The organism is Paenibacillus chitinolyticus, from assembly GCF_045038035.1.
Lineage (GTDB): Bacteria > Bacillota > Bacilli > Paenibacillales > NBRC-103111 > Paenibacillus_F > Paenibacillus_F chitinolyticus_A.
Genome location: NZ_CP173427.1, coordinates 5654962 through 5678876 on the forward strand (window position 1 = coordinate 5654962; position 23915 = coordinate 5678876).

Here is a 23915-nt window from a genome sequence, read left to right on the forward strand (position 1 = left end):
AGCAAGCTTTCTCGCCGTTAATCTTTAAAAACCCTGGTCTAAAATCCGATATAGATAGAGTACCCTACTTATGAGATACTGACTAGAACAACAGATGTTTTAAACGGAGGCTTTCCAATTTGAAAAAAAACTCTTCCAGCGATGCGATCATCTACACGTATACCCTTCTTCGACGAATCCCGCATCATCTCCTGCTGCTCGGCGTTTATTACGCCTTTGCTGCGGTATGGGCGGTTAAGGCCCTGCTGACAGGCAGCCTGCTCTCTTTGTGTCTCGGCTATGTTTTCGTTCAACTTCTTCATATGCTGGCAATCCGCGGGTATCTTCATTTTGTCAGAAAAGCGGAACCTCAAGGCTGGTCTTTCCGGTTTGCTCATCTTTGGACAGGCTATATTCCCGCGCAGTACGTGATGCTTCGGTCTTTCGTCCGTCTTCACCTGCACCTGCTGATCTCGGGCTTCGCCGGTATATTGCTTCTATATCCTTGGTTCAGCGCTGCAGCCTTATCCAATATCTTGTTTGTGCATTTGTGGATTTTAGGCGGGCGGTTTTATATGTTTTTGATGTTCCGAAAACAATACCAGGTCGGCTGGCTGCGCCTCCGTGCTAATGAAACTTCGTGTTACAAACAGTAAGTCTTACGCGCCTACAGACTTAACATTCCTGGAAATAAAATTGGTAAAAATGCATCTCAAAAATGGAAATGATGGAATGCAGAAATGGAAAATAAATTAAGGTGGGTGGCTTTCGTCTTGTGACACCACCCGGTCGGGACCTGCGCGGCACAAAAAAGATCGGATCAGAGGTTCTATCCTTGACCGATCTTTTTCCCGTACTAATTTATTTTTAAACAACAAAAAACCTTTTCGAACTCTCATTCGAAAAGGTTTTATTTGTGCTTGGCAACGTCCTACTCTCCCAGGACCCTTCGGTCCAAGTACCATCGGCGCTGGAAGGCTTAACGGTCGTGTTCGGGATGGGTACGCGTGGTTCCCTTCCGCCATCGTCACCAAACAGGTGTCTGTTCAGACACACCAGGGTTGCTCCCTGAAAACTAGCAGCGAAACGTGCAGCCGATCCATCCAAAGATCTTATGGTGCATACCCAGGGTATGCTTGTGATGCGGCATTTTCCTGTCGGAAAAGCCTAAGCATATGCTTTCGATGTAACCTGTACGGTCGTACAGATTTGTAGGTCAAGCCCTCGACCGATTAGTATTGGTCAGCTCCACACATTGCTGTGCTTCCACCTCCAACCTATCTACCTCGTCGTCTTCAAGGGGTCTTACATACTGGGAAATCTCATCTTGAGGGGGGCTTCACGCTTAGATGCTTTCAGCGCTTATCCCTTCCGTACATAGCTACCCAGCTATGCCTCTGGCGAGACAACTGGTACACCAGCGGTACGTCCATCCCGGTCCTCTCGTACTAAGGACAGCTCCTCTCAAATTTCCTGCGCCCGCGACAGATAGGGACCGAACTGTCTCACGACGTTCTGAACCCAGCTCGCGTACCGCTTTAATGGGCGAACAGCCCAACCCTTGGGACCTACTTCAGCCCCAGGATGCGATGAGCCGACATCGAGGTGCCAAACCTCCCCGTCGATGTGGACTCTTGGGGGAGATAAGCCTGTTATCCCCAGGGTAGCTTTTATCCGTTGAGCGATGGCCCTTCCATGCGGTACCACCGGATCACTAAGCCCGACTTTCGTCCCTGCTCGACCTGTATGTCTCGCAGTCAAGCTCCCTTATGCCTTTGCACTCTTCGAATGATTTCCAACCATTCTGAGGGAACCTTGGGGCGCCTCCGTTACTCTTTAGGAGGCGACCGCCCCAGTCAAACTGCCCACCTGACACGGTCCCTCTACCGGTTCACGGTAGTAGGTTAGAACTCCGATACGATCAGGGTGGTATCCCAACGGCGCCTCCACCCAAGCTGGCGCTCAGGCTTCAAAGGCTCCCACCTATCCTGTACAGATCGTACCAAAGTCCAATATCAAGCTGCAGTAAAGCTCCATGGGGTCTTTCCGTCTTGTCGCGGGTAACCTGCATCTTCACAGGTATTAAAATTTCACCGGATCTCTCGTTGAGACAGCGCCCAAGTCGTTACGCCATTCGTGCGGGTCAGAATTTACCTGACAAGGAATTTCGCTACCTTAGGACCGTTATAGTTACGGCCGCCGTTTACTGGGGCTTCGGTTCACAGCTTCGGGTTACCCCTAACCGCTCCCCTTAACCTTCCAGCACCGGGCAGGCGTCAGCCCATATACTTCGCCTTGCGGCTTCGCATAGACCTGTGTTTTTGCTAAACAGTCGCTTGGGCCTTTTCACTGCGGCCCCCTCGTGCTATTCACACTACCGGGGCACCCCTTCTCCCGAAGTTACGGGGTCATTTTGCCGAGTTCCTTAACGAGAGTTCTTCCGCGCGCCTTAGAATTCTCTTCTCGCCCACCTGTGTCGGTTTGCGGTACGGGCACCTTCGCCTGGCTAGAAGCTTTTCTCGGCAGTGTGAGATCAAGACCTTCGCTACTGTAATTTTCGCTCCCCATCACAGCCCAGCCTTCACGATGTGCGGATTTGCCTACACATCAGCCTCACTGCTTGGACGGACATCCATCAGTCCGCGTCCCTACCCTGCTGCGTCACTCCATTGCTCGTAACGGCTTACGGTGGTACAGGAATTTCAACCTGTTGTCCTTCGACTACGCCTTTCGGCCTCGCCTTAGGTCCCGACTTACCCTGAGCGGACGAACCTTCCTCAGGAACCCTTAGGCTTTCGGCGGATCAGATTCTCACTGATCTTTTCGTTACTCATACCGGCATTCTCACTTCTGTACAGTCCAGCAGTCCTCACGATCTACCTTCACTCCATACAGAACGCTCCCCTACCCCAAGACATCTTTAGATGTCTAAGTCATAGCTTCGGTGGTGTGTTTAGCCCCGTTACATTTTCGGCGCAGAGTCACTCGACCAGTGAGCTATTACGCACTCTTTAAATGGTGGCTGCTTCTAAGCCAACATCCTGGTTGTCTGTGCAACTCCACATCCTTTCCCACTTAACACACACTTGGGGACCTTAGCTGATGATCTGGGCTGTTTCCCTCTTGACAATGGATCTTAGCACTCACTGTCTGACTCCCGGGGTAATGTCTGTGGCATTCAGAGTTTGACTGGACTTGGTAACCCTTGGCGGGCCCCGCACCCAATCAGTGCTTTACCTCCACGACACATCCCCCGAGGCTAGCCCTAAAGCTATTTCGGGGAGAACCAGCTATCTCCGAGTTCGATTGGAATTTCTCCGCTACCCCCACCTCATCCCCGAATTTTTCAACATTCGTGGGTTCGGGCCTCCAGTGCGTGTTACCGCACCTTCACCCTGGACAGGGGTAGATCACACGGTTTCGGGTCTACGCCTGCATACTATAGTCGCCCTATTCAGACTCGCTTTCGCTGCGGCTCCGCCTTTTCAGCTTAACCTCGCATGCAAACGTAACTCGCCGGTTCATTCTACAAAAGGCACGCCATCACCCATTAACGGGCTCTGACTTCTTGTAGGCACACGGTTTCAGGTTCTTTTTCACTCCCCTCCCGGGGTGCTTTTCACCTTTCCCTCACGGTACTGCTTCACTATCGGTCGCTAGGGAGTATTTAGCCTTGGCAGATGGTCCTGCCGGATTCCGACGGGGTTTCACGTGTCCCGCCGTACTCAGGATCCGTCTAGGCATACGTTCACTTTCGGCTACAGGGCTGTTACCTTTTACAGCGGACCTTTCCAGATCGCTTCACCTAATGAACTTTTGCCACATTGACGTCCTACAACCCCAAGGAGCAAGCCCCTTGGTTTGGGCTAATCCGCGTTCGCTCGCCGCTACTGACGGAATCACTATTGTTTTCTTTTCCTCCAGGTACTTAGATGTTTCAGTTCCCTGGGTGTGCCTCCAATGCAGCTATGTATTCACTGCATGGTAACTGCGCATTACCACAGCTGGGTTCCCCCATTCGGACATCCCCGGATCAAAGCCTGCTTACGGCTCCCCGAGGCATTTCGTCGTTCGCCACGTCCTTCTTCGGCTCCTAGCGCCTAGGCATCCTCCGTGTGCCCTTATTAGCTTGACCAAACGCTCCGTTATATCCTGACTCGTGCTATTAAGCTGCGCTTAAAAAATCACTTCTCAGCATATAACCTCGCTTTACATCAAGACCAAAAGGTTTGGATGATTCTAGTTACATGTTTCGCTATCTAGTTTTCAAGGATCAACTTTGTAGTTCCCTTCGGTCTGAAGACCTTTAGGAGGTTGATGGTGGAGCCAAGCGGGATCGAACCGCTGACCTCCTGCTTGCAAGGCAGGCGCTCTCCCAGCTGAGCTATGGCCCCATAAGCTCCATCAAAACTGAACAGAATTTACAACCAGCTTTTTATCGGAAGATTCGCTCTTCCGTTATATCCATAGAAAGGAGGTGATCCAGCCGCACCTTCCGATACGGCTACCTTGTTACGACTTCACCCCAATCATCTACCCCACCTTCGGCGGCTGGCCCCTTGCGGTTACCTCACCGACTTCGGGTGTTGTAAACTCTCGTGGTGTGACGGGCGGTGTGTACAAGACCCGGGAACGTATTCACCGCGGCATGCTGATCCGCGATTACTAGCAATTCCGACTTCATGCAGGCGAGTTGCAGCCTGCAATCCGAACTGAGACCGGCTTTTCTAGGATTGGCTCCGGATCGCTCCTTCGCTTCCCGTTGTACCGGCCATTGTAGTACGTGTGTAGCCCAGGTCATAAGGGGCATGATGATTTGACGTCATCCCCGCCTTCCTCCGGTTTGTCACCGGCAGTCAACTTAGAGTGCCCAGCCTTACCTGCTGGCAACTAAGTTCAAGGGTTGCGCTCGTTGCGGGACTTAACCCAACATCTCACGACACGAGCTGACGACAACCATGCACCACCTGTCTCCTCTGTCCCGAAGGAAAGGCTTATCTCTAAGCCGGTCAGAGGGATGTCAAGACCTGGTAAGGTTCTTCGCGTTGCTTCGAATTAAACCACATACTCCACTGCTTGTGCGGGTCCCCGTCAATTCCTTTGAGTTTCACTCTTGCGAGCGTACTCCCCAGGCGGCATGCTTACTGTGTTAACTTCGGCACCAAGGGTATCGAAACCCCTAACACCTAGCATGCATCGTTTACGGCGTGGACTACCAGGGTATCTAATCCTGTTTGCTCCCCACGCTTTCGCGCCTCAGCGTCAGTTACAGGCCAGAAAGTCGCCTTCGCCACTGGTGTTCCTCCACATCTCTACGCATTTCACCGCTACACGTGGAATTCCACTTTCCTCTCCTGCACTCCAGTCTCCCAGTTTCCGGTGCGAACCGAGGTTGAGCCTCGGGATTAAACACCAGACTTAAAAAACCGCCTGCGCGCGCTTTACGCCCAATAATTCCGGACAACGCTTGCCCCCTACGTATTACCGCGGCTGCTGGCACGTAGTTAGCCGGGGCTTTCTTCTCAGGTACCGTCACCCAAAGAGCAGTTACTCTCCTTGGCATTCTTCCCTGGCAACAGAGCTTTACGATCCGAAAACCTTCATCACTCACGCGGCGTTGCTCCGTCAGACTTGCGTCCATTGCGGAAGATTCCCTACTGCTGCCTCCCGTAGGAGTCTGGGCCGTGTCTCAGTCCCAGTGTGGCCGTTCACCCTCTCAGGTCGGCTACGCATCGTCGCCTTGGTGAGCCGTTACCTCACCAACTAGCTAATGCGCCGCAGGCCCATCCGTAAGCCACAGATTGCTCCGTGTTTCACGATCTCTCCATGCGGAGATACCGGTTATCCGGTCTTAGCTACCGTTTCCGGTAGTTATCCCGATCTTACAGGCAGGTTGCCTACGTGTTACTCACCCGTCCGCCGCTAACTATCGGAGAAGCAAGCTTCTCTTCAAGTCCGCTCGACTTGCATGTATTAGGCACGCCGCCAGCGTTCGTCCTGAGCCAGGATCAAACTCTCCGATAAAGTTGTGCCGGCCAATGGCCAGCGGTTTATCTCAAGCTGATTAAGCTCAATTTTAAATCTATGCTGGTTGTAAATTAGTTCTGTTCAGTTTTCAAGGAGCTTACTTAATGTTTGCGTCACTTGCGGTGACAAGAACTAATATTATCAGGCTTTTTAACTATTTGCAACCCCTATTTTAAAAGAATTTTCTTCCAGGTGTTTAATGAGGTTGAAAAATGGGTACAAGCATGAAATTCAGGCTTCCACAGCCTTTAAAATAACCCTGAATAGCGGCTGTTTTCTCCTATTAAGCGCGGCGCTTGGCATCCACAACGATGGTCAATCACATGGCGGTTGCCCCAAAGATTCCGCGGGATAAACCAGTAAACTGTCGGAGTTCCTCTCTCGAACTTCTTCTATATACAAGAGTAAAGACAAGGCCCGTACGAACGAGCCTTGTCTCTTGTATCCAAACGGTGTCTAGCTACTCTCCGAGCAGAGCAAGAAGCTCCTGCTCGTCATCTATAATGCGGATGCCAAGAGACTGGGCCTTGGCAAGCTTGCTGCCGGCACTCTCCCCGGCGATCACGATGTCCGTCTTCTTCGAGACGCTGCCGGTTACTTTGGCCCCGAGGGCTTCGAGCTTATCCGCCGCTTCGTCCCGGCTCATCGCGCTGAGCGTACCTGTCAGCACGATGGTTTTGCCGAAGAGGGGGTGGCTCTCGTCCGCCGCGGCAGCCGGCTTTTCTTCCGCGCGAGGTGCGACGCCCGCCGCAAGCATGCGGGAGATGCTGTCCTGCATGAGCGGATCGCGGAAGAAGCTGTAGATGCTGTCGGCGACGATACCGCCGACATCCGGCAGCGCGATCAGTTCTTCGATCGACGCCTCCCTGACCCTGTCCAGGCTGCCGAGATGCTCGGCCAGCACTTTGGTCGTGGTTTTGCCCGTATTCGGAATGCCTAAAGCAAACAGGAAGGACGACAGGTCGCACTCCTTGCTTTTCTCGAACGCGGCAAGCAGCTTGTTGGCTTTTTTCTCGCCGAAACGTTCCAGCTTGATCAGATCGTCATAAGTGAGCCTGTACAGGTCCGCCGGATCGCGTACGCCCACCTCCTGATAGAGCTGTTCCGCCGTCATGACGCTGAACGTGTCGATATCCATCGCGTCGCGGGAAGCGAAATGAGTAATTCTGCCGATCATTTGAGGCCTGCAGCCCAGGCGGTTCGGACAGAATAAATGGGCCCCGCGCTGTTCAAGCGCAGTTCCGCAGGCCGGGCAATTTTCCGGGTAAACGATCTCTTCACCGTCAATCTCTTCCGTGGCCTTACCGAGTATTTCGGGGATCACGTCGTTCGAGCGGCGGATATAAACAAGACTTCCCAGAGCATGCTTCAAGTTTTTGCGCTCGATGTCACCGATATTGTTCAGCGTACAATTTTGCACGGTCACCCCTGCCAGATCGACCGGCTCCACACGCGCTACCGGCGTTATTTTGCCTGTGCGTCCCACTTCCCAGGATACGGATTCCAGAACGGTCGTAACTTCTTCGGCCTCGAACTTGAATGCGATAGCCCAACGCGGAAATTTCTCGGTATAGCCCAGCACTTCCCGCGTACGCATATCCGCCACTTTGACTACCGCTCCGTCGATGAGGAAGTCATAGTTTAGGCGATTGCTTCCAATACGCTCCAGTTCCTCCATAACATCGTCGATGGAGTCGAAAAATTTGATATCCGGATTAACTTTAAACCGATTCTCTTTAAGAAACTCCACCATCTCACGATGGTCGGTGAACCGGAGGTTATCGGAATAGCCTACATTATAGAAGAAGGCGCTCAGTTTGCGTTTCGCCGTTACTTGCGGATTCAGGTTGCGAAGAGCCCCTGCGGCCGCATTGCGCGCATTTTTGAACGGTTCGGCCGCCGTCTGATTATACTGGTCCAAAACGGACAGGAACATCAGGCCTTCGCCCTGCACTTCAATGGTCCCGTCTTTGTACGGAATCTCCAGAGGTACGGAACGGATGGTTTTCACCTGCTCCAGGATTCCCTCTCCTACTGTTCCGTTGCCGCGGGTCGAAGCTTGGACAAGTATCCCCTTGTCATACGTCAAATTGAGGGTAAGACCGTCAAATTTGAGCTCAACGACGAAGGTCGGATGCGGGAGAGGATTGTCCGGATTCTGTTTGTTGTACTCGCCAACGAGCTTCAATACTCGCGTCAGCCACGCGTTAAGGCCGTCTTTGTCGCGCGTCTTGTCCAGACTCCACAGCCGGGAGAGATGACGGTGGGGTTCGAACCCTTTCAACAGCTCGCCGCCGACACGCCTTGTAGGAGAATTCGGAAGAGTCACTCCCGATTCCCGCTCCAATTCCACCAGCCGGTCGTACAGCTTATCATATTCGGCATCGGTAACTACCGGGCGGTCCAGCGTGTAATAGTTGTAATTGTGCTGCTCGATAGCTTCGATGAGGGTCTTCATCTCCGCAGTGAAGTCGGCCATCTATTTTCTTCCTCTCGTCTCATCTATTCCTTGAATTCGGATTATTGCTTCGTAATCGGTGCAAACTTAGCCAAAAGCCGTTTGACGCCTACGGGCGCCGGGAAAGCGATCTGGAGCTCGGTATCGTCCCCCTTGCCTTTAACCGCCACGATAACGCCTGTTCCCCATTTGCCGTGGGATACCTTGTCGCCCATCTTGAAGTCTGACGGCTGGCCGTCGGCCGCCGCGGGGGCCGTACGAGGCGTGCTGCGCACCGTCCCTGCCGCCGGAGAAGACTTGCCGAACGACGAAGACTGGCTTCCCCAGGAAGAACCCCCCGCGGCCGATTGCCCGAAGCTTGTAGAGCCGGAGCTGCCGAAGCCGGAAGATGTGCGTCCGCCGAAGCTCGTACCGCCGCTGCGGGACCAGCCGGAGAATGTGCTGCCCCCTCCGCCGGACGAAACGATCTCCATGAGCTCCTGCGGAATCTCTTTGAGGAACCGGGACGGCGGGTTGGTGCTTGTCCGGCCGAAAAGCATCCGCATCCGGGCGCAGGAGAGGAACAGGTTTTCTTCGGCACGCGTGATCCCTACATAAGCCAGGCGCCGCTCTTCTTCCAGTTCCTCGTTGTCCGTGGCAGCCCGGCTGTGAGGGAAGACACCTTCCTCCATGCCTATGATAAAGACGACGGGGAACTCTAAGCCTTTGGCGCTGTGCATAGTCATCAAGACGACCGAGTCCTGAGGTCCCGCATCTTTGTCCATCGTATCTATATCCGCAATAAGCGCGAGATCCGTCAGGAACGCGACAAGGGATTTGTCTTCATTGCGGGTTTCAAACTCGCTCGTAACCGATAAGAACTCGTCGATGTTCTCCAGCCGGGACTTGGATTCCAGCGTATTCTCACGCTGCAGTTCCATCCGGTATTGGCTCATCTCCAGCACTTTCTCGGTCAGTTCCGTGACGGACAAGTAGTCCACCATCCGGTGAAGGTTATGGATCATGTCCCGGAAGTCCGCAAGCGCGTTGCGCGTTCTCGCAGAAATTTCCAGCGATTCCACTTCATCGAGCATAGCGAACATTGAGATTCCCCGTCTGGCCGCGAAATCGGCCACCTTATCCAGAGTAGTATCCCCAATTCCCCGTTTAGGAACATTCACGACCCGCGTCAGACTGATATCATCATCCGGATTCGAGATAAGTCTTAAGTAAGCCAAAATATCCTTGATCTCTTTGCGGTCGTAGAACTTGACGCCTCCCACGATCTGATAAGGAATATCGGATTTAATTAAAATTTCCTCGATGACCCGGGATTGGGCATTGGTCCGGTATAGGATCGCGTGATCCCCGTATTTTTGCGCGGAACCGATGTTCTTATTAATTTCGCCGGCGATAAAATACCCCTCGTCATGTTCGGAATCCGCCTGGTATACCCGGATTTTGCTGCCTTCGCCTTTGTCGGTCCAGAGATTCTTGGCTTTGCGGCCCGTATTGTTGCCGATCACCTTGTTGGCCGCCTGCAGAATGGTCGAAGTGGAGCGGTAATTCTGCTCCAGCAAAATAGTCGTGGCGTTCGGATAATCTTCCTCGAAGTTGAGGATGTTCGTGATATCCGCTCCCCGCCAGCGGTAAATGGATTGGTCGGAGTCACCTACGACACAAAGATTTTTGGATTTGTCCGCCAGCATCTGGCACAGCATATACTGGGCGCGGTTCGTATCCTGATACTCATCCACGTGAATAAAGCGGAATTTATTTTGATAAAAGTCCAGAACTTCAGGCACATCGGTAAAAAGCTGGATCGTCGCCATGATGAGATCGTCGAAATCCAGGGAGTTGTTGCTTTTGAGTTTTTTCTGGTACAGGGTATAAACTTTGGCCACCAAACCGTCAAAATAATCCCCGATCTTCTGCTCAAAGCGCTGAGGGGTAACCAGTTCGTTCTTGGCTGTGCTGATTGCGGCTTGAACGGCTTTGGGCTCGAATTTCTTTGTATCGATGTTGAGCTCTTTCATGCAAGTTTTAATAACGGATAATTGATCGCCGGAATCCAAGATGGAAAAATTCGAAGTAAACCCGATCCGGTCGATATCGCGGCGGAGAATCCGCACGCACATGGAGTGGAACGTGGAGACCCAGATGTCATTAGCGGACGGGCCCACAAGCTGTTCGACCCGTTCACGCATTTCGCGTGCGGCTTTGTTAGTAAACGTAATGGCCAGAATGCTCCAAGGGGCAACCCGCTTCGCTCCGATCAAATATGCGATTCTGTGGGTCAGCACCCGGGTCTTGCCGCTCCCCGCTCCCGCCATAATGAGAAGAGGCCCTTCGGTCGCTTCCACGGCTTTACGCTGCTGAGGGTTGAGCTTCTGAACGGCTTGCTGTATATCAATCATGAAATTACCTTCCTTCCACGGCTGACCGGCCGAAACCGATCCCCGCTCGTTTATATCAACGCCCGCACTGTCTCCAGCGCCCGGTCCAAATCTTCATATATAAGGTTGCCGACCACAATCGTATCGGCGGCTTCGGCCGCCAGCTTCGCTTTCTCGGGACCGTCAATGCCGCCGCCGTAGAAAAGCCGGGTGCCTTCGAGGACACGTCTCGTCCTTCTGACAAGCTCCATATCTCCGAAAGTTCCGCTGTATTCCACATAAAAAATCGGCAAACGCAGCAGATGCTCCGCCATGCGGGCATAAGCCACAACGTCACGCTCGGTCAGGTCCGTACGGGCTGACGTCACTTTCGCGGCGGTAGATTCCCCGTTCAGAATGACATAGCCTTCGACTAGAATTTCATTCCAGTCCATGATAGCCCCGTATTCTTTGAGCGCCTCGTGATGACGGCCGAGAATCCACTGGGGATCTCCGGCATTAAGCACCATCGGGATAAAAAACAGGTCAAAGCCCGGCACAATCGCTTCCGAATCGGACACTTCCAATATGCAGGGCACTTCAAATCCGCGTATCCGAGCAAGCAGATCCACGGTATTGTCAAACGTCACACCGGACGAGCCGCCGACAAGAATGGCATCGGTGCCGGACAAACAAATACGCTCCAGAGCCTCGTCGGATATTTCCCGGTCGGGGTCGAGCTTAAACACATGTTTCCAGGTTGAGCTGTCTACGATCAAAACGTTTCTTCCCTCCGCTCAAGCATAGGCGTAAATAAGCCGCCTGTCTGCACTTCAATACCCTCAGTCTATGCTACGCGTCCGGGTGTGTCAAATCAGGAAACAGACCTCTTTTTATTATAAAACAGGAATGTACGTTCGTGAAAGAGAAACTTCTATTTTGAGAGGTGGGAGTGAAAGGAAGCCCGCACTTAAAGCCGGGAAAATAAAAAAAGAAACCGGTCCGAACGCGAGGTTCGTCCGGTTTCGGCTTCTCGGGATACCCGGTTATGTAGGCCTTGAAAAGTCCGAAATCACTTTTTAATCGTTACATCGAATACTTTTTCCACATTTAAAGGAACATGATCGTTCTGCTGGAGGGACAGTTTGATCGTATGTTTGCCCGGAGGGATGTTTTCCAGGCGGACCGGGGCGTCTGTCTTAAGCATCGCTTTCTGAACGCCGTCCACGTAAATGTGGAGATGGCCTTCCCCTTGTTTGGGCGCTGCTCCCATGCTGTCGCCTGCGATCGTTAAATTGCTGACCTTGTAGGAAATAACGGCGGATGTGCCTTCCTGCGTTAAGGTTGCATCAATAGTCGGGGCCGCGCCTGAAACGGCCGAACTGCCGACCTGCTCCGATTTGTTCTGGAAGCCGCATGCCGTTAAGGCCCCGCTGCAGGCAAAGAGGAGGAGAAGCATGAGCACAAAAGATCGTTTACCGCTTATTTTACGCATGATTTAGACACTCCTTCGGTTAATAAAATGGCCGGGAGGGACATCCCTGTAACTTGTATATGTGGCGCAATGAGGAAACATGCCAGCATCTTCGGCAAGGGAATACTGTAATCGGCGAATATGCACCGGAAGGAAGAGGCCAACATGGTTAAAAAGAGAGAGCAGGGAACCTGCGAATTATGCGGACGCCGCGAGGTGAAACGGACCGAGCATCACTTGGCTCCGAAGGAAAAAGGAGGCACCTTTCTTCCTACGGCTATGCTTTGCATTCCTTGCCATAAGCAGATTCACGCCCTGTTTACGAACGAACAGCTGGAACGGGGTCTGCATACGCTTGATGCACTGCGCGGCGATGAACGGATGCGGGCTTTCCTGAAGTGGATCCGTAAACAGCCATCGGCGTCGCTTCCCCGAGTCCACAAGTCCCGGGAATTACGGCAATAAAAAAACGCCTTTGGAGGAGGCGTTTTTTTGAGGACGGCACCTTGTATTGTGCCAGGCTGCCGACAGGATTCGAAAGACCGGGGCTAGGTTCGTTAACCCTGCGGACGATATGCAGGCGGCCTGCCGCCGCCCTCTCCCCTATACGGGGGGTTGTATAGCTGCTGTGCAGACGGCGCCGTGATTGACGCCGGGCCGGGCTGCTGCGGCTGGCGGGCGTAGGGCTGCCCGTACCGCTGGGGCTGGCCGGCAGAGTAAGCGCCTGCCGCGGGCTGACCCGGCTGCGGCCGGGACTGGCCGTAAGGCTCGCGAGCCGATGCCGGGGCCGGGGCGGGACTGCGGAAGCCGCCGTAGGACGGCCCAACCGGCACGCCGGGAGCGGGCTGCCCGTAGGTCGCGGGCGGCGCTGCCGCGGCAGGCGTGCCGTAAGGCGCAGCTCCGCCTGTGGCAGGGCTGCCGTAGCGCGGAGCGGCGTACGGCGGGGCCGCGCTTGCCGCCGGGCCGGGAGCCGCCTGCTCGGGCGCTGCGGGAGCGGGCGCGCCTCCGAAGCGCGACGGTGCCATCGGCGCGGGAGCCGCGCTTGCCGCAGGGGCGGGAGCCGCTTGCTCAGGCGCTGCGGGAGCGGGCGCGCCTCCGAAGCGCGACGGCGCCATCGGCGCAGGGGCTGCGCTTGCCGCAGGGGCGGGGGCCGCCTGCTCAGGCGCTGCGAGCGCGCTCGAGCCCGTTTCCGCTGCTTCCGCGGAAACCGGTTCTTCCTCATCCGAGACTAACGTCTCGGAATCGTAGACCTCTCCGTATGAAGAATCATAGACGGAAGACGAGGAAAGAGAAGAATAGTAATCGGGACGCTCTCCGAATATTTCAAGTTCTTTCTCTTCGTAAGTAACAGGTTCTAAGCCTGCCGTTTTGTCCGCTTCGGCTGTATACGGAACCGCTTCCGGCGACGCCCCTGTTTCAACTTCTTTCGCTTCTATTCCGGCAAAATCTTTCCGGATAGCGGCTTCCAGCTCGGAGAGCGCCCGGTCATGGCTGGCAATCTCCTGCAGCACGTCTTCCCCGCTGGCGTTTTGGATCTTCTTCTTGTCCCCGCGGTCGGCCAGAAGCCTGTACAGCTTATCCTGATCGTCCAGCGTCTGCTGGAGAAGCTGGCGGTAAAGAGCGCGAATGCCGGGCTGCCGGGCATCCCATGCGGCCGATGCGTATCTGGACGCAAGCCTTTTAAAATCGGACATCGTCCGTTCGGCAGCCTCCCATTGTTTCTCTCCGGCTCGATCCGTTTGAAGTTCCTGTTTCATCTGCAGCCACCTCCATTTAGTTCATACGGTCTGTTCATTAGATCCTCTACAGCTTATAGTCGGAGATTTAAGGTGCCGGCTCATAGTTCCGTGCTTCTTAGCGCAGCCAGAAGCTGCCGGGCACAGCCGAGCCGGAGCACGGCCAATTGCTCCAGCACTTCCCGCAGCTCTACATCCGTTGAAGATTCGGCTTCTTCGGCGCAGCGTTTGGCCAGCATATGTTCAAAACGGATCAGGTCCCCTAACGACTGAAGCTCGGGAAGAGTGACCCTTTCCAAATGTTCTTCTTTGTAAACGACACGATGCTCTCCGGCATGACTGATTGTCATTCCCTCAACCCCCTGATCGGATGTTTTTATCAGCATGCCCATTTTTTACCCATCCTATGTGATTCATTCTCTCTTGGTACAAGCAGTTCACAGCAAAAAAAAGAATAAAAGCATCGTGCGCTTTTATTCTTCAGGTTTCTTCCGTCTAATAACGGAGGGAATGCAGACGGCGTTCTCTTTTTTTAGGACTTGTAGAAGTCCTGCCGGCATTAAGGCCATTTTAAGGCCGCTATTCCTTTTTCACATTAGAAGCCGCTACTTCTTCCATAGCCGTCTGCGGAATGGCATAGGCCCAATCTCCGCCCTGCTTGGCAATCCATACGGCTTTGCCGTTGGGGCGGCCGCCGTACGTATCTTTGATCTCTTTGCCATCCACGGTCCGGACAATTTCCAGCGTCCATTCCCCCGGCTTAATCGCCTCATCGGCGGCCCGTTTCGGCATTTCTTCCGTTTTCATGAATAGCAGCTTATCCAGAACCTGGGTCGCCTCCGTCCCCTCGATTTCACGGTCCGGCAGCTTCCATTTGGACTGGGCCGCCGATTTATCCGGTTCGTTCTTCGTCAGGGACCATTTATGATCCTTCCAGGAGAACATGACGCTTTTTACCTGATCGTAATCGAATTTCACCGGACTCGTTTCCACGAAATCCAGCGGCGACTTATTCAAGACGGATAGCGAGGATTCTCCCACTTGATAGACGGCAGGAGAGCTTCCCAACTGCACATAGACGTACCCTTCCACCGGCGTCAGCGATCCCGCCTTCACTTCCTGGGAAGTACCGTCCGCAAGATTTACTCTATAGACGGATGAAGGCTTGTCGAGCCCGTATTTGGCCAGATCGGACGCCTTATCTTCCACGATCCTTTCCTGTGTCAGCAAATTAAAAGAATCCATCCAGCCTTCGGTCAAGTTAGGGTTAAGCGGAGCAGCCGAGGGCTTGGTCATCGACCATTCGCCGTCCTTGCGGACCAGTTCCGTCTGCTGGTCTCCGCTCAAGATAGAGAAACTTTGGACATCCGCAACATTTACATGAACAAGAGGCTTGGATGTCTCCGCTTGTTTTTCCTTGAAAAAATCCTGGCTCCAGGCATACCAGAGACCACCCAGAAACACGAAAATCAAAAGCAGCGCGGGCGCGAACTTTTTCACCCTTTTCTCCTCCTCCACCAGATAAACCCGCCGAGCAGCAGGAAGATCAGCGGCATAAAGACGATCGCCACGAAAAAGATCGTTTTGGCCTGTCCCGGCGTTAAAGCAGCGGTTTGATACGCTTCATTCTGTCTGGGCCGGATCGTCACCTGATCTTTTTTCTCCTGAAGCCATCCGATGCTGTTCATCGCAAAATCACGATTGCCCTGCACGTTGATCTCCTGATCCATCAGGAACGTGGAACCGCCGAGTATGACGGCCTTAGGCTTGCTGTCTTTATCTTCTACGGCATAGCCCAGGTTGAGCGGGCCTTTCACATCTTTGTCGTCCTGATTGGTCTGGGATTTCATCAACCCGGCGATATCCGTTTCCCCGTAAGCCTGTGCCGACGTCTTCAAAATCGGCGTACTTTTAAAATCGCCCTCCTCCTGAGCATTCAGAGCAACTGCCAGCGACATCATCGTCAGGAGATTGTAGTTTTTCAGCTTTGTCGTGATGTCGTGATCCCCGTACTCCGGAATAATCGTAAGCGGATCGTACAGGGTGCTCTGCTTCGCTTCGATGGCGACCGCATGCTGATCCTTGACGCCGTACGTGTTCATGAGGGCATCGATGTTTTTCCATTTGGACGCCATTTCCTGGCTGAAGCCCAGGGAGACGTACAGCTTCCCTTTTCCGCTCAGGTACTGCTTGATCAGCTCGGCCTCTTTGTCGTTCAAATCGGTTTGGGGACCGATCAGAAACAGCATGTCGGCATCGTCCGGAATCTTGCCTTCCCGGTATAGATTAAGATCTTTAACCGTGTAATTTTCGCCCTCCAAGCTTGATTTCAAAACGGTCATTTCCTGGAGCGTAATTTCCTGGTGCCCCGATAAGAAATAAACCGTATGCTTTTCGGTGCTGGTCAGGCTTTTGACGGCCTGGGTCATCTTCTCTTCCCCGGCAAACTGATACGATCCGGAGCCTTGACCGGCCGTGAACATCTCCTGGAAGGTGATCACTTTTTTCTGGCTTCCGCTTTCGAAAACAAGACTGCTCTGCTGAACGCCGTACTGCTGGACTTTGGAGGGCTCTTTCAGCATGTCGTACTGATTATACGTAATCTTGCCCGTACGCTTGCTGTATTCCTGAACCATATCCGTCACTTCGCGGGTCAGCACGCCGTCCGGATCTTCCTGAGGATTCGTAAATGCCGTGACATGAATGTCTTTGCCCAGATCTTTGAGAGTTCCCAGCGTTTGATCCGAGAGTGTGTACATTTTGTTTTTGGACAAGTCGAGCTGAAAATCTTTCAACGAATGGAGAAAGAAGGTCAGCAGAATAAAAATTCCGATGACGGCGATTGAAATTACCGCCGTATTTGTACCGCGCAGCCATTTCTTCATCGCTGTCACCTCCACCGTTTTCTTTCAAGGGTCTGCATGCCGAGAATAAGGAACACGGCCGCAAGCGTCACGAAGAACAGGATATCCGCTCCTTGAAGAATTCCCTTCTGCATATTGGCCATCCGGCCGCTCATCGAGAATTGGATGATCCATTCCCGGAACTTGCCGCCGAATCCGTCGGCCATCCAGTCGATCAGCCAGAAAAACAGAAGAAAGGCAAAACCCGCAATCCCGGCCACCATCTGGTTGTTGGATAACGTGGAGGCAAACAGGCCGATCGCCATCATGGCGGCTCCCAGCAGGAACATGCTGAGGTATGACAGCCACAGGACCGGCTGGTCCAGCGTGCCGAAGGCAGACATGATCAGCGGGTAGACCAGACTGCACACAGTCAGCAGAAACTGGACGATAAGCGCGGCCATGTACTTGCCCAGCACAATTTCGCCGATGCCGGCGGGCGAGGTAAGCAGCAGTTCATCCGTGCCGTGACGAAATTCATCCGCCACCAGGCGCATCGTAAGCAGCGGGATGATGAACAGGTAAATGAACGTAATGTTTCCGACCACATACCGGATATCGATCAGGCTGGGCTGCACCATGACAAAGTTCAAGTAAAACATGATGCCCGACACCAGCACATAAAAAGCGAACGCGACATAAGAGGTCGGCGAATAGAAAAACATTTGCAGTTCTTTCGAGCAGATCGCCCACGTTCTACGCATCTTCGCCGCCCCCCTTCGATTGGCCCGCCGCCGAGCTTCCGGTCTTGTCCTTCAGCGGCAGCCATCTGCTGACACGGTCCAGTTTGGACGCCTGTCCCGGACTGGTCTCCGGCTCGTCTTCGTCAGAGCCGGACAAGCTCTCGTCGGTCGTCAGCTTCAGGAAAATATCCTCGAGGCTAAGGCTCTCCCGCTTCATCTCCAGGATGGGATAACCGGCTTCCGCCAGACGGAAGAACAGCGGCTCGCGGATGTCCGTGCTGTCGGCTGACGCGACGAGCAGCTTGACCGTATCCGGGGCAGTTCCCCCCGGAGAAGCGGTCTGCTGTCCGCCGGTCTTCGCCTGCGGTTCCGCCGAGGCCGCTCCGGCTGCCGCCGGCTCTTCGACGGCCCCCGATTGGGGCCGTCCGGGGCCGTCCGTCTGCACGGCGGAGCCGGAAGAGCCCGCCGGTTCTGCAGCTGCATCCGGCGAGACCGACGCCACAGCCGCTGTCTCTGCCGCGTCAGCCGCTGCGCCCGCCTCGGATGCCGCAGCCTCCGGGGTACTGGCCAGGCCAAGCGCCACCGCAGCGGGTACGGCGTCCGCCAGCTCCCGCACAGCGGCGATGCCGGCGGTAGAGCCCAGCAGCGAGATGATTTCCTCGCGCGGCCCCTTCACTTCGAGCGACACCTCAAATGTGTCGCCCATCGTCGCGCCGAGCATCTCCGGCTTCTCGTCGAGCACAATCTGCCCCTGATTAATAATGAGCACCCGGTTGCACAGCGTGTTCACTTCGGGCAGAATGTGCGTACTGAGCAGCACCGTATGATTTTCGCCCAGCTCGCGGATCAGATTGCGGATTTCAATAATCTGCTTCGGGTCCAGCCCCGAAGTGGGTTCGTCCAGCACAAGCAAATCGGGTTTGTGGACGATCGCCTGCGCCAGCCCCAGACGCTGCTTATAGCCTTTGGACAAGCTGCGGATGATCTGGTTTTCGCGTCCGTTAAGCCCCAGCTTGTCAATAATTTCGTTAACCCTGCCTTTTTGCGCCCGGACAGGTACGTCTCTGAGATCGGCCACAAATTTCAGGTACGACCGTACGGTCATTTCCGGATAAAGCGGCGGCGTTTCAGGCAAATATCCGATCTTGCGCCTTGCCTTGCGGGGATGATCGGCCATAGACAAGCCGTCCACCAGGATGTTCCCGCCCGTCGGATTCAAGTATCCCGTAATCATCCTCATGGTAGTCGTTTTGCCTGCTCCGTTGGGCCCCAAAAAGCCCACGATTTCCCCGCGCTGCATGGAGAAATTGATCTCCCTGACTCCCCGGGAGTTTTCGTAGAGCTTGCTGACTCCGTTCACTTCCAGCAATCCTGCCCCCTCCTTTTCAACGGTCAAATAGATGTTTATCAGTCATATGTTCTGGGATGGATAGACAACGTTCTTTTGTAGAAGCCGTACTCAATATACCCAGGGCACAATAAAACAAGCTTAAACAAAACTGAATTTCGGATTAAAAAAATATGTCTAAATTGTGAACGAAATATTTTTGCCGGAGCTCCGACGATTTTCTCTCCCGAACCGTCTAATACAATAGAAACCGGGAGGAGGGACCTTTTTCTGGACACCGAAATGCTTGTCCGGGCTGCACGGAACGGGGACGATCAAGCTTTTACACGGCTTATGGAGGAGGAAAAAGCAAGGCTGTACCGGATCGCCTACGCCTACCTTCACAGCCGACCGGACGCGCTGGATGCCCTGCAGGAAACGGCATTCCGGGCCTTTCGCAGTATTCGCAAGCTGCACGATCACGCACTGTTTTCTACTTGGATTACACGTATTCTGCTGAATTATTGCGCCGATGAACGAAAGCGCCAAAAACGTACCGTTCCACCGGATTACGCGGCACCGAAAGAAGTATCCGGCCCCCAGCCCGACAACCTGGATTTATATATGGCCCTGGACTGCCTTCAGCCTTCCGAAAAACAACTCGTTATCCTCAAATATATGGAGGACTGGAGCTATCCCCAGATCGCCGCTCTGCTGCAAATGCCGGAAAGCACCGTCAAAACGAGGGCGCGAAAGGCGCTCGATCAGTTAAAATTGATTCTCGGAAGGGAGGAGGAAGCTTATGGATGAGCACGATTGGCTGCAAAAAGAACTGCGCGGAGCGGCAGACGGGGAAATCCCGGCCGAGGCGGACCTTGCCATAGCGCAAGGTATTCAAAGAGCCAGGGCCTTGCGGCGCCGGAACCGGACATCTTTAACCGCTGCGGCCTCTTTTATCTTGCTGGTTACGGTATTTGCGGCCATGATCCATGTGTCTCCCGCCTTTGCTTCTGCGATCCGTCAGATTCCGGGTATGGAGGTTTTCGTCCGGATATTGAGCACGCAGGATAAAGGGTTGGCGCGGGCATTCGACAACGAATTTTTTCAGCCGATCGACATTTCTCGCACGGAGAACGGAGAGACCGTCACGCTTAACGGCGTCATTGCGGATGAATCGCGTATCGTGGTTTTTTATTCTTGGAACAATGCCCGCTCCGCCTCGAAACGCGGCCCCGTGATAGACCTGCGCCCTGCAGACGGAAGCCGATTGCCGGCTTTAACTAGTTATCAGCATTCTCCCGTCCCTGCCGAGCCTGTATCTTCAGGCAGCGACTATTTGGATGCGATGCTGGCTGAGGACGCGCCTATGCCGGAAGACTTCATTTTCGAAGCCAGGCTGGCGGGTGATGACGGCCCGGTGATGCAGATACCTTTCAAGCTCGACCGGGAGCTGTTCATGAACCGGGTGGAGACGATTCCGATCGGGAAAAGCGTCGTCATACAGGGTCAAACGGTTACATTTAATGAAGCCAAGCTTTACCCGACCCGAGTTTTGCTGGACGTTTCGTATGCGGAAAGCAACACGAAGCAGCTTTTCGGGCTGCGCGACATTCATTTGGTCACCGAAAAAGGGGAACGCCTCTCGAGCTGGGGTGCATCCAACGATAGCGAGGATAAAAAAACACTCATCTTCGAAAGCACCTACTTTACCCAACCGAAGGAACTGTATGTGGAAGGCAGCCTGGTGACCGCTCTGGACAAAGATCAGTTAACCGTGAAGCTGGATGCGGCGAATAAACAGATCGTATCTCCGGACAACCGGCTTCAGCTCCTGAAGCTAACCGACTTGGGCGACAGCTACTCCGTATCCCTCAAATTAAGCGGGCTCGATTCCTCCTGGGACAACATGGGTTATATGGCGGGCACAGGCAGCTGGGAAGATGCGGCCGGGAACAAGATCGAAGTGTCGAACCAGACCTCAACCAGAACTTCAGGAGCGGCCCCCGAGGAATCCGTCGAATCTTTCACGATTCCCAAAAAAGACTACGGAGGCGTGTTGACCACTACTTTGCAAGAGTGGCCAAATCCTCTAAGAGAACCGTACCGCATTCGTATCAAGTAACGGCATCATAATAATCAAAAAAGGCCCGCCGGGTTGCCGGCAGGCCTTTCTTTGTTCCGATCGGTTGCTTATTCCATCGTATCCACGCGGCCCCATTTAACAAGCTGACCGCGGGTAACGCCGAGCTGATTAGTCGCTTTGAGCGTCTTCCATACCTGCGTGCCGGTAATGTTGCCCCGGATCGCACGGCGGTACAGGTCCAGCACTTCCTTGACCTTCTCCGGCGATTCCTCCAGGAACTCGACGCGGTAAGAGCGTACGCCCAGCTCAAGGAAATGGTTCAAGTACTCGGCCCCGGATTGCTCAATGGCGTTGTAGACCGTGTTGCGGCAGCCTTCATCCACGCGAACCGGATGGGACATGCCGATCCGGTCCTGCAGGGAGGCGCGGTGATCTTCGCAAGGACGCCCGCAGTTCGTGAAATCGGTGCCTTCGCTCATAAACGTGCAGTACACGCAGTGCTCCGTGTGGAACATCGGCATGTGCTGCTGGATCACCATCTCCATCTTCGACGTATCCGTGCGCGACAGCATATCCACCATCTGCTGGATATTCAGATCGTACGACGGAGTGACCATGGAGCATCCGGCTTCTACGAAGAGCGAAGCCGTCTTGTGGTTGGCGATGTTCAGCGAGAAATCGCCGATCAGCTCCGGCTGGTACTCCTCCGGGTTCTCCGCGCGGTACTTCATGAAGAAGTACATCGCGCCGGTGTTCCGGATAAGTACCGCATCCGGCCGCAATTTCAAAATATTGCGGAAGTAGCCGGTCTCGCCGGGCATATGAATGCGCGGAGTCGCCAGCGCAATCTTCTTGCCCGCGGCATGAGCGGCCTCCACGGCGGCCGGGAACTGCTTGATGAACTCGAAATCGGCGTAGATCATATCGACGTCGGTTTCGACGGCCGCAAGCACCTGCTCGATGCCGCGGCAGAGCGCGGTCAGGCGCACGCCGTAAGGCTGCACGGCCTGTCCCCCACCGGCGGAAGGGGCGGCTCCGGTGCCGTCTGCGGCCCGGTCCGCCGCGTCAGCCGTGTGCGCAGGGTCTGCCGGCTGTGCAGCCGCATCCGCGCGGCCGCTTGCCCGGCGCTCTTCGGCGCTCACCGGCGCCTGGAGCAACTGCTCGTCGGCGTAAGCGTCGACCTCGCGCTTCATGTACCGGCGCGGCTTCTGGCGCTCGGCTTCGAGCAGCTCCACGGCGCGGCGGCGCAGGGCGTTCAGCTCGCGCATCGGGACGATCACGTCTCCGCTGAGCTGGACGTCCAGTCCGGCCAGCTCGAAGATCGTGCCGCCGAGACGTCCCAGCTGCTCCGCCAGCACCTCTTCGCCGAGAGGGCGCTTCAGGGCCGCTTCCAGCAGCGCTTCGCTTTCCACGAACACACTGTGGCTCGAGGAAGGATCGCTCCACCAGCTTTTCAGCGGCTGGCCCACCGCCCCGGTGACGCGCACGTGAACCGGGAACGTACGGTACGGCTTCTCCGTTTCGTACGTTTGGCGCAGACGCTTGTCGAGCGCCGGATCGCTCGTCTTCCAGATCCGGTCTCCGACGCGGACGCGTCCGAGATCGACATCGTTGCGTCCCGGTACGATTTCGATCAGGCCGCCCTCGGCTTCGCCTTCCATCTTGACTCCTTTGCGGCGCAAGTCATACACGCGGCCGCCCTCTTCCTTCTTCGTCGGGTCGCCCGCATCGAACACGATCCCGTCTCCGCGCTTGAGCGGCGCCTCAATCTCGCAAATGACCGCATCGCGCAGAACCTGCTTCACGCGGCCGAGGAATACGCCGCGGCTCTTGGGGAACGTGCCGTCCACGAGCTTCTTGTTATTCGTTCCTTCGAGGAACCCGCTCGTGAATCCGCGCGAGAAGCTCTGCTGGAGCTCACGGATGTCTTCCTTGGACGGCTTCGCATCCTTCCCGTCGAAATACGCATCGATAGCCCGGCGGTACTTGCTCACGACGTTGGCCACATACTCCGGACTTTTCAGGCGCCCTTCGATCTTGAACGAGGTGACGCCCGCTTCGATAAGCTGCGGAACCAGTTCGATAGCGGCCAAATCCTTGGGCGACAGCAGGTAAGCCACGTCCCCCATCGGCTTGGGCTCACCGTCGACGATCAGGTCATACGGCAGCCGGCAGGCCTGGGCGCATTCTCCGCGGTTGGCGGAGCGTCCGCCCCACATTTCGGATGTCAGGCATTGTCCCGAATAGGAAACGCACAGCGCACCGTGCACGAAAACTTCCATCGGTAGCTTCGCCTGGTCGCCGATCGTTTTGATCTGCTTCAAGTTGTTTTCGCGTCCGAGCACGACACGTTCGATATCGAACGGTTTTGTAAACTCCACCGCTTCCGGCGAAGTAATGGTCATCTGCGTCGATCCGTGGATCGGGAAATCCGGGGAGATGTCGCGGATCATTTTGACCAGGCCCAGATCCTGTACGATTACCGCGTCCACACCCGCATCCACGCAAGCCTCGATAAGTTCTTTCGCATCGCGAAGCTCGTCCTCAAACACGAGAATGTTGAACGTCAAAAAGCCTTTGACGCCATATAAATGTAGAAACGACATAATGTCGGACAGTTCATCCATCTTGAAATTGTGCGCGCGTGCGCGGGCATTGAATTTTTCAACCCCGAAAAAAATCGCATTGGCGCCGTTCGCTACGGCCGCCCGCAGACAATCCCAGTCGCCGGCAGGAGCCAAAAGCTCTATATCTTCTCTGCGTAAAGATCGCATGATTCATATCCTTTCATTGTGCAAATCAGGTAACATAACTAGTGTACCTTTGTGAATGTTCGCCCGCAACCCGCAAAAGCCCCCGCGGCGCCCTTTTTTTGTCATAATATTAAAAAA

Annotated in this window: 15 protein-coding genes, 1 tRNA gene and 3 rRNA genes; 4 read left to right on the forward strand and 15 right to left on the reverse strand. The window is 54.7% G+C overall.

Features of this window, described 5'->3' with window-relative positions; all coding sequences use genetic code 11:
* Window positions 1–119: 119 nt before the first annotated feature.
* Window positions 120–635: a hypothetical protein gene (locus tag ACI48J_RS25585; protein WP_326055242.1), complete on the forward strand. Its 516-nt coding sequence runs from the start codon at window positions 120–122 to the stop codon at window positions 633–635.
* A gap of 262 nt (window positions 636–897) precedes the next feature.
* Here ACI48J_RS25585 and rrf read toward each other — a convergent pair.
* From rrf to ACI48J_RS25625, 8 genes are all read right to left on the reverse strand, one after another.
* A 5S ribosomal RNA gene (rrf, locus tag ACI48J_RS25590) occupies window positions 898–1014 on the reverse strand.
* Between the two features lie 177 nt (window positions 1015–1191).
* Window positions 1192–4114, reverse strand: a 23S ribosomal RNA gene (locus ACI48J_RS25595).
* Between the two features lie 183 nt (window positions 4115–4297).
* A tRNA-Ala gene (locus ACI48J_RS25600) sits at window positions 4298–4373 on the reverse strand.
* Between the two features lie 76 nt (window positions 4374–4449).
* Window positions 4450–6003 (reverse strand): 16S ribosomal RNA (locus tag ACI48J_RS25605).
* Together the 16S, 23S and 5S rRNA genes with 1 tRNA gene alongside form the textbook arrangement of a ribosomal RNA operon.
* A 463-nt stretch (window positions 6004–6466) precedes the next feature.
* A complete protein-coding gene (gene ligA, locus ACI48J_RS25610) occupies window positions 6467–8485 on the reverse strand; it encodes an NAD-dependent DNA ligase LigA (protein ID WP_405080824.1) in 2019 nt (672 codons plus the stop codon).
* Window positions 8486–8526: 41 nt separating this feature from the next.
* Entirely contained in the window at window positions 8527–10860 is a 2334-nt protein-coding gene (gene pcrA, locus ACI48J_RS25615) for a DNA helicase PcrA (protein WP_405080826.1), read from the reverse strand.
* Between the two features lie 50 nt (window positions 10861–10910).
* A complete protein-coding gene (locus ACI48J_RS25620) occupies window positions 10911–11597 on the reverse strand; it encodes a heptaprenylglyceryl phosphate synthase (RefSeq protein ID WP_405080827.1) in 687 nt (228 codons plus the stop codon).
* Between the two features lie 293 nt (window positions 11598–11890).
* Window positions 11891–12313: a hypothetical protein gene (locus tag ACI48J_RS25625; protein WP_405080829.1), complete on the reverse strand. Its 423-nt coding sequence runs from the start codon at window positions 12311–12313 to the stop codon at window positions 11891–11893.
* A gap of 144 nt (window positions 12314–12457) precedes the next feature.
* Between ACI48J_RS25625 and ACI48J_RS25630 the strand changes: the two genes are divergently transcribed.
* On the forward strand, window positions 12458–12757 hold the full coding sequence (locus ACI48J_RS25630) for a hypothetical protein (protein WP_405080830.1): 300 nt from the start codon (window positions 12458–12460) through the stop codon (window positions 12755–12757).
* 92 nt (window positions 12758–12849) lie between these two features.
* On the opposite strand, the gene ACI48J_RS25635 is transcribed toward ACI48J_RS25630, so the two are convergent.
* The 6 genes from ACI48J_RS25635 to ACI48J_RS25660 all read right to left on the reverse strand — a co-directional run bounded on the left by ACI48J_RS25635 (window position 12850) and on the right by ACI48J_RS25660 (window position 18983).
* Window positions 12850–14049: a spore coat protein gene (locus ACI48J_RS25635; RefSeq protein ID WP_405080831.1), complete on the reverse strand. Its 1200-nt coding sequence runs from the start codon at window positions 14047–14049 to the stop codon at window positions 12850–12852.
* A gap of 80 nt (window positions 14050–14129) precedes the next feature.
* Window positions 14130–14378 (reverse strand): hypothetical protein, encoded by a 249-nt coding sequence (locus tag ACI48J_RS25640; RefSeq protein ID WP_326052460.1) that lies wholly within the window; start codon window positions 14376–14378, stop codon window positions 14130–14132.
* 229 nt (window positions 14379–14607) lie between these two features.
* Window positions 14608–15528, reverse strand: coding sequence for a DUF4340 domain-containing protein (locus ACI48J_RS25645; protein ID WP_405080833.1), 921 nt, complete (start codon window positions 15526–15528; stop codon window positions 14608–14610).
* A complete protein-coding gene (locus ACI48J_RS25650) occupies window positions 15525–16913 on the reverse strand; it encodes a GldG family protein (RefSeq protein ID WP_326052462.1) in 1389 nt (462 codons plus the stop codon). The genes ACI48J_RS25645 and ACI48J_RS25650 overlap by 4 nt, the downstream gene beginning before the upstream one ends.
* Before the next feature lie 5 nt (window positions 16914–16918).
* On the reverse strand, window positions 16919–17635 hold the full coding sequence (locus ACI48J_RS25655; RefSeq protein WP_405080835.1) for an ABC transporter permease subunit: 717 nt from the start codon (window positions 17633–17635) through the stop codon (window positions 16919–16921).
* A complete protein-coding gene (locus ACI48J_RS25660; RefSeq protein ID WP_405080836.1) occupies window positions 17628–18983 on the reverse strand; it encodes an ABC transporter ATP-binding protein in 1356 nt (451 codons plus the stop codon). The genes ACI48J_RS25655 and ACI48J_RS25660 overlap by 8 nt, the downstream gene beginning before the upstream one ends.
* A gap of 261 nt (window positions 18984–19244) precedes the next feature.
* On the opposite strand from ACI48J_RS25660, the gene ACI48J_RS25665 reads away from it, so the two are divergent.
* Entirely contained in the window at window positions 19245–19751 is a 507-nt protein-coding gene (locus ACI48J_RS25665) for a sigma-70 family RNA polymerase sigma factor (RefSeq protein ID WP_405080838.1), read from the forward strand.
* Window positions 19744–21063, forward strand: coding sequence for a DUF4179 domain-containing protein (locus tag ACI48J_RS25670; RefSeq protein ID WP_405080840.1), 1320 nt, complete (start codon window positions 19744–19746; stop codon window positions 21061–21063). Before ACI48J_RS25665 ends, ACI48J_RS25670 begins: the two co-directional genes overlap by 8 nt.
* Window positions 21064–21131: 68 nt before the next feature.
* On the opposite strand, the gene ACI48J_RS25675 is transcribed toward ACI48J_RS25670, so the two are convergent.
* Window positions 21132–23798: a DUF3656 domain-containing protein gene (locus tag ACI48J_RS25675; protein WP_405080842.1), complete on the reverse strand. Its 2667-nt coding sequence runs from the start codon at window positions 23796–23798 to the stop codon at window positions 21132–21134.
* Window positions 23799–23915: the final 117 nt, after the last annotated feature.